This window comes from Geminicoccus flavidas (genome assembly GCF_009806515.1).
GTDB lineage: Bacteria > Pseudomonadota > Alphaproteobacteria > Geminicoccales > Geminicoccaceae > Geminicoccus > Geminicoccus flavidus.
The window spans coordinates 1-4399 of record NZ_WUJP01000739.1 but is presented as its reverse complement, the minus strand read 5'-3'; the positions used below and the strand labels follow the sequence as shown (position 1 = coordinate 4399).

3 protein-coding genes are annotated in these 4399 nt (G+C 69.8%); 1 reads left to right on the top strand and 2 read right to left on the bottom strand.

All coding sequences use genetic code 11. The features are described from left to right. Positions 1–2261: GumC family protein (locus EQG76_RS21220; protein ID WP_159716323.1), on the top strand; the 2261-nt coding region annotated here is incomplete at its 5' end. A 258-nt stretch (positions 2262–2519) separates the two neighbouring features. Here the strand turns inward: EQG76_RS21220 and EQG76_RS21210 are convergent. Both EQG76_RS21210 and cysC read right to left on the bottom strand, forming a co-directional pair. Further along, the gene (locus EQG76_RS21210) at positions 2520–3737 is read right to left on the bottom strand and encodes a glycosyltransferase family 4 protein (RefSeq protein WP_159716322.1); all 1218 of its coding nucleotides are present in this window, start codon (positions 3735–3737) and stop codon (positions 2520–2522) included. Positions 3738–3816: 79 nt separating this feature from the next. Then, on the bottom strand, positions 3817–4399 hold a 583-nt coding region (gene cysC, locus EQG76_RS21205; RefSeq protein ID WP_159716321.1), incomplete at its 5' end, for an adenylyl-sulfate kinase.

Below are 4399 nucleotides of genomic sequence, written 5' to 3'. Positions count from 1 at the left end.
TGCTCCAGTCGGCGCCGGTGGTCGACCGGGTGATGACCCGGCTCAACCTGTTCGACGACGAGGAGTTCCGCCCGTCCGTCGAGGAGGGCGAGGAAGGCCAGGTCCTGGTCTTCACCCTGCCGGAGCCCTGGAGCGGCTACCTCGCGACAGCCACCTCGTTCGTGCCGAACAGCTGGCTGATCGCGACCGGCCTCGCCAAGGAGCCGCTGGTCGCCAACGAGCTGATCCAGATGGCGACGCTCGACCAGGACGCCCCCCTTCCCGCGGCCGGCCCGGACGACGGGCTGTCGGCTGTGACCGGGGATGCGGCGCCCGCGGCGGTGCCGGATGGCGGCATGCCGGCGCTGTCGGCCGAGGCGCCCGTCGAGCCGGCCGGGGCCCTGCCGGAGGTCCAGGCGGATCCGGCCACCACGGCAGATCCGGTCATGGCGGGCGAGCCGCCGGCACCGGTGGCGGACCCGCTGACCAGCGGGCCGTATGGCGAGCAGTTCTCCCAGGCCCTGGCCGCCGATCCTTATCGTGAGGTCGCCCGCAGCAAGTTCCTGCGCAACCTCACCGTAGCCCCGGAGGGCCGGTCCTTCGTGATTGGCGTGTCCTTCACGTCCGAGAGCCCGGACAAGGCCGCGCGGGTCGCCAACCTGCTGGCCGAGAGCTATGTCCAGAGCCAGATCGACCAGAAGCGCCTGACCACCGATCAGGCCGGCGACTGGCTGGGCCAGCGAGTGGAGGAGCTGCGCAAGGAGCTCGAGCAGCTTGAGGCGCGGGTCCAGCAGTACCAGATCGAGCACAACCTCACCTCCGGCAACCGGACGGATCTGACCGACCTGCAGCTGACCAACATGAACCAGCAGCTGCTGGCTGCCCAGGCTCAGCAGGCGGGGCGCGAGGCGCGGCTGCAGTTCGTGCGCGAGCTGAAGGCGAAGGGCCAGCCGCTCGACACGCTGCCGGAAGTGCTGGCCTCTCCGCTCGTCCTGCAGCTGCGGGCCCAGGAAAGCGACCTGGAACGCCAGGAAGGCGAACTGCGCGCCACCTTCGGCGCCAAGCATCCGCGGGTGCAGCTGATCGCTACCGAGAAGGAGAAGCTCCGGCACAGCGTCAACGGCGAGATCGAGCGGATCATCGCCAACATGGAGAACGAGGCGCAGGTCAACGCGGCGCAGATCAACGTCCTGCAGGAGCAGCTGGGCCAGGCGCAGGGCAAGAGCGGCGAAGGCATGGTCGCGGAGGTGGGGCTGCGCGAGCTGGAGCGCGAGGCCCAGTCGACCAAGCAGCTCTACGAGAGCTTCCTGCAGCGCTACAAGGAGACCCGCGAGCAGCAGCAGATCCTGGATTCGGACGCGAAGCTCCTGTCGGCCGCCCAGCGTCCGGTCGCCCCGTCCACGCCCGGCCTGCCGATCTTCCTGGCGGTCGGCTTCGTTGCCTCCTCGCTGGTGGGCAGCATGGGCGCCCTGCTCCTGGAGCGGATGGACAAGGGCCTGCGCTCGGCCGAGGACGTCGAGCGGCATCTGGGCCTCCTGCGGGTCGGCCTGATCCCGCAGACCAAGGAGATCACGGCCAAGCGCCCCGCCTGGCGCTTCCTCAAGGACAAGCCGCTCTCGGTGTTCGCGGAATCGGTGCGCGGCGTCGGCACGGCGATCCGGTTCGCCGATGTCGACCACCCTCCGCGGGTCATCCTGGTGACCTCGTCCGTGCCGGGCGAAGGCAAGAGCACCCTGGCGCAGAGCCTGGCGGTGATTTCGGCCGCGGCCGACCACCGGGTGCTGGTGATCGACCTGGACACCCGCCGTCCGGTGCAGGCGAAGAATTTCGGCGTGGAGCCCACCAACGGCGTGGTGGAGCTCCTGGGCGGCGAGGTCAGCTTCGAGGATGCGGTGGTCCGGCACGGGTCTTCGGGCGTGGACCTGCTGCTGGTGCGCCGCAGGCCCACCAATCCCGCAGCACTGCTGGAAAGCAAGAAGCTCAAGGCCCTCATCGAGGAGGCACGAGGCACCTACGACTACGTGATCCTCGACACCCCGCCGGTGCTGGGTGTGAACGACGCGCTGCTGCTCTGCCCGGTGGCGGACACGGTGGTGTTCGTGACCCAGTGGGCCGAGACCAAGCATCAGCTGGCGCACAATGCGGTGCAGGCGCTGCGCGGTGCGCGAGCCAAGCTGCTGGGCGCGGTGCTGACCAAGGTCGATGTCAAGAAGCATAAGCGCTACGGCTACGGTGACGCTGGCGAGTACTACGGTACCTACACGAAGTACTATTCCGACTAGTTCCTCCTCTTCATTCGCCACGACGCGCCCGCCAGTCCCCGACCGGTGGGCGCGTGCCGTTTCGCGAGCGCTGCGGGAACCGCATCCTGATCGGCGAGAAGGACATGGCGGGGATCGGGCCGAATCGCCGCGCGACTGCCCTGATCTTCCAGCACCTGGCGCTGTTCCCCTTGATGAAGGTCTGGGAGAACGTCGCGTTCGGCCTAGAGGTGCGCAGCGTCGCCAGCACGGCACGGCGCCCGGCAGCCTCGCCCAGACCTAGGAGCGCACTGGGTCCGGCGAGGTGGCGGGTTCGAGCGGAGCGATCGGGCGGTCCGGGAACCCGCGCGCCGCCCCGGCGAGGGCGGGTGGGGCCTGCAGGTGCGGCACACCGCCTCGGCCCAGAGCCTCGATCACGGTCAGCGTTCGGGCAGCGGCCGTATCCCAGTCGAACAGGCGGACCCGCTGCAGGCCGCGGCGGCGCAGCTCGGCGGCACGAGCGGGGTCGGTCAGGATCGCCTGCATCGTCCGGGCCAGCAGGTCCGGGCGTTCCGGGTCCATCGTGGGTGCGGCGTCGCCCACCACTTCCGGGCAGGCTCCCCCGGTCGAGGTCACCACCGGCGTGCCACAGGCCATCGCCTCCAGCAGCGGGATGCCGAAGCCCTCGTACCGCGACGGGAAGACGAAGAGTTCCGCCAGCGACAGCACGGCCGGCAGGTCGGCATCCGCGACCCAGCCCGGCCGATGCACCCGGCGCGCCAGTTCCGGGTCCGCCAGCTGCGCCAGCTCGCGCTCCCCATGAAAGGCCGGCCTCCCGGCCAGCACCAGGTCGTGCGGCACTGCCGGCGCCAGGAGCTGGAATGCCTCCAGCAGCCCGGCCACGTTCTTCTGCCGGTAGATGAGCCCGAGATAGAGGACGAACCGCTCAGGGAGCCGGTAGCGCCGGCGCACCTCGTCCAGATGTCGCCGATCGGTGACCGGTGCGAACCGTTCGGCCACGCCGTGATGGATTGTGCAGGACCGCTCCTGCGTGAACGGGAAGCGCGTGCCCAGGCGCAGGCGGCTCTCCTCGGACACGCTGATCGTATAGGCCGCCTTGCGCAGGTACAGCGGCAGGGCCAGCGCCTGATAGGCGCGCAGGCGCCAGCCATAGTTCTCCGGCACCACGAACCAGTCAGCCCCGTGGAGCACGAACAGGCATGGTGCCTTGGCCAGAAGCGGCATTGAGTGCTTCGGGTTGAAGATCACGTCGACTTGCCGGGCATTGCACCAGCGCGGCACCACCCATTGGTCCCAGGCGAGCCGGCTGCTGGCGGGCAGCACGACCGGCTGCGCATTGGGCAGGTCCTGCCAGTGCCGGGCCTGGTCCGGCTGGTCGAGCAGCAGGTCGAAGCGATGCCCGCTGCCCTGCCCTACCAAGCGGCGCACGATCTCGCGGGTATAGGTGCCGGTGCCGCCATCCTCCGCGACATGCCGCATCATCACCGCGATGCGCATGCTACCTCGCCGCCGTCCCAGTGCCCGCCAGCATCGGCCAAAAGGTTCGCGGGGCCGGCCGCCGGGCCGGCCCGTCCCGTCATACCGCGAATTGCTGGCGGACGAAGTTCATCAACACCTCGATGCACTCGGCCTCGCTCTGCCGGTCGGTCTCCACGATCACGTCGGGATGCTCCGGCTCCTCGTAAGGCGCCTGGATCCCGGTGAAGTCGGTAATCGCACCACTGCGCGCCTTGCGGTAGAGGCCCTTGGGGTCGCGGGCCTCGCAGGCTTCGAGCGACGCCTTGACGTAGATCTCGCGGAAGCGCTCGCCCGCCGCCTCGCGCGCCCGCTGCCGATCGGTTCGGTACGGCGAGATGAACGAGGTGACCACCAAAAAGCCGGCATCGGCGAACAAGGCGGCGACCTCGCCGATCCTGCGGATGTTCTCCGCACGGTCGTCGGGCCCGAAGCCCAGGTCGCGGTTCAGGCCGGAGCGGACGTTGTCGCCATCCAGCACATAGACATGCCAGCCCTTGGCGAACAGCTCGCGCTCCAGCGCCAGGGCCAGGGTCGACTTGCCGGCACCCGACAGGCCGGTCAGCCAGAGCACGCCGCCGGCATGGCCGTTGCGCAGGGTGCGCGCCTCGCGGGTCACGGCGTGGCCGACCGCGTGGACATTG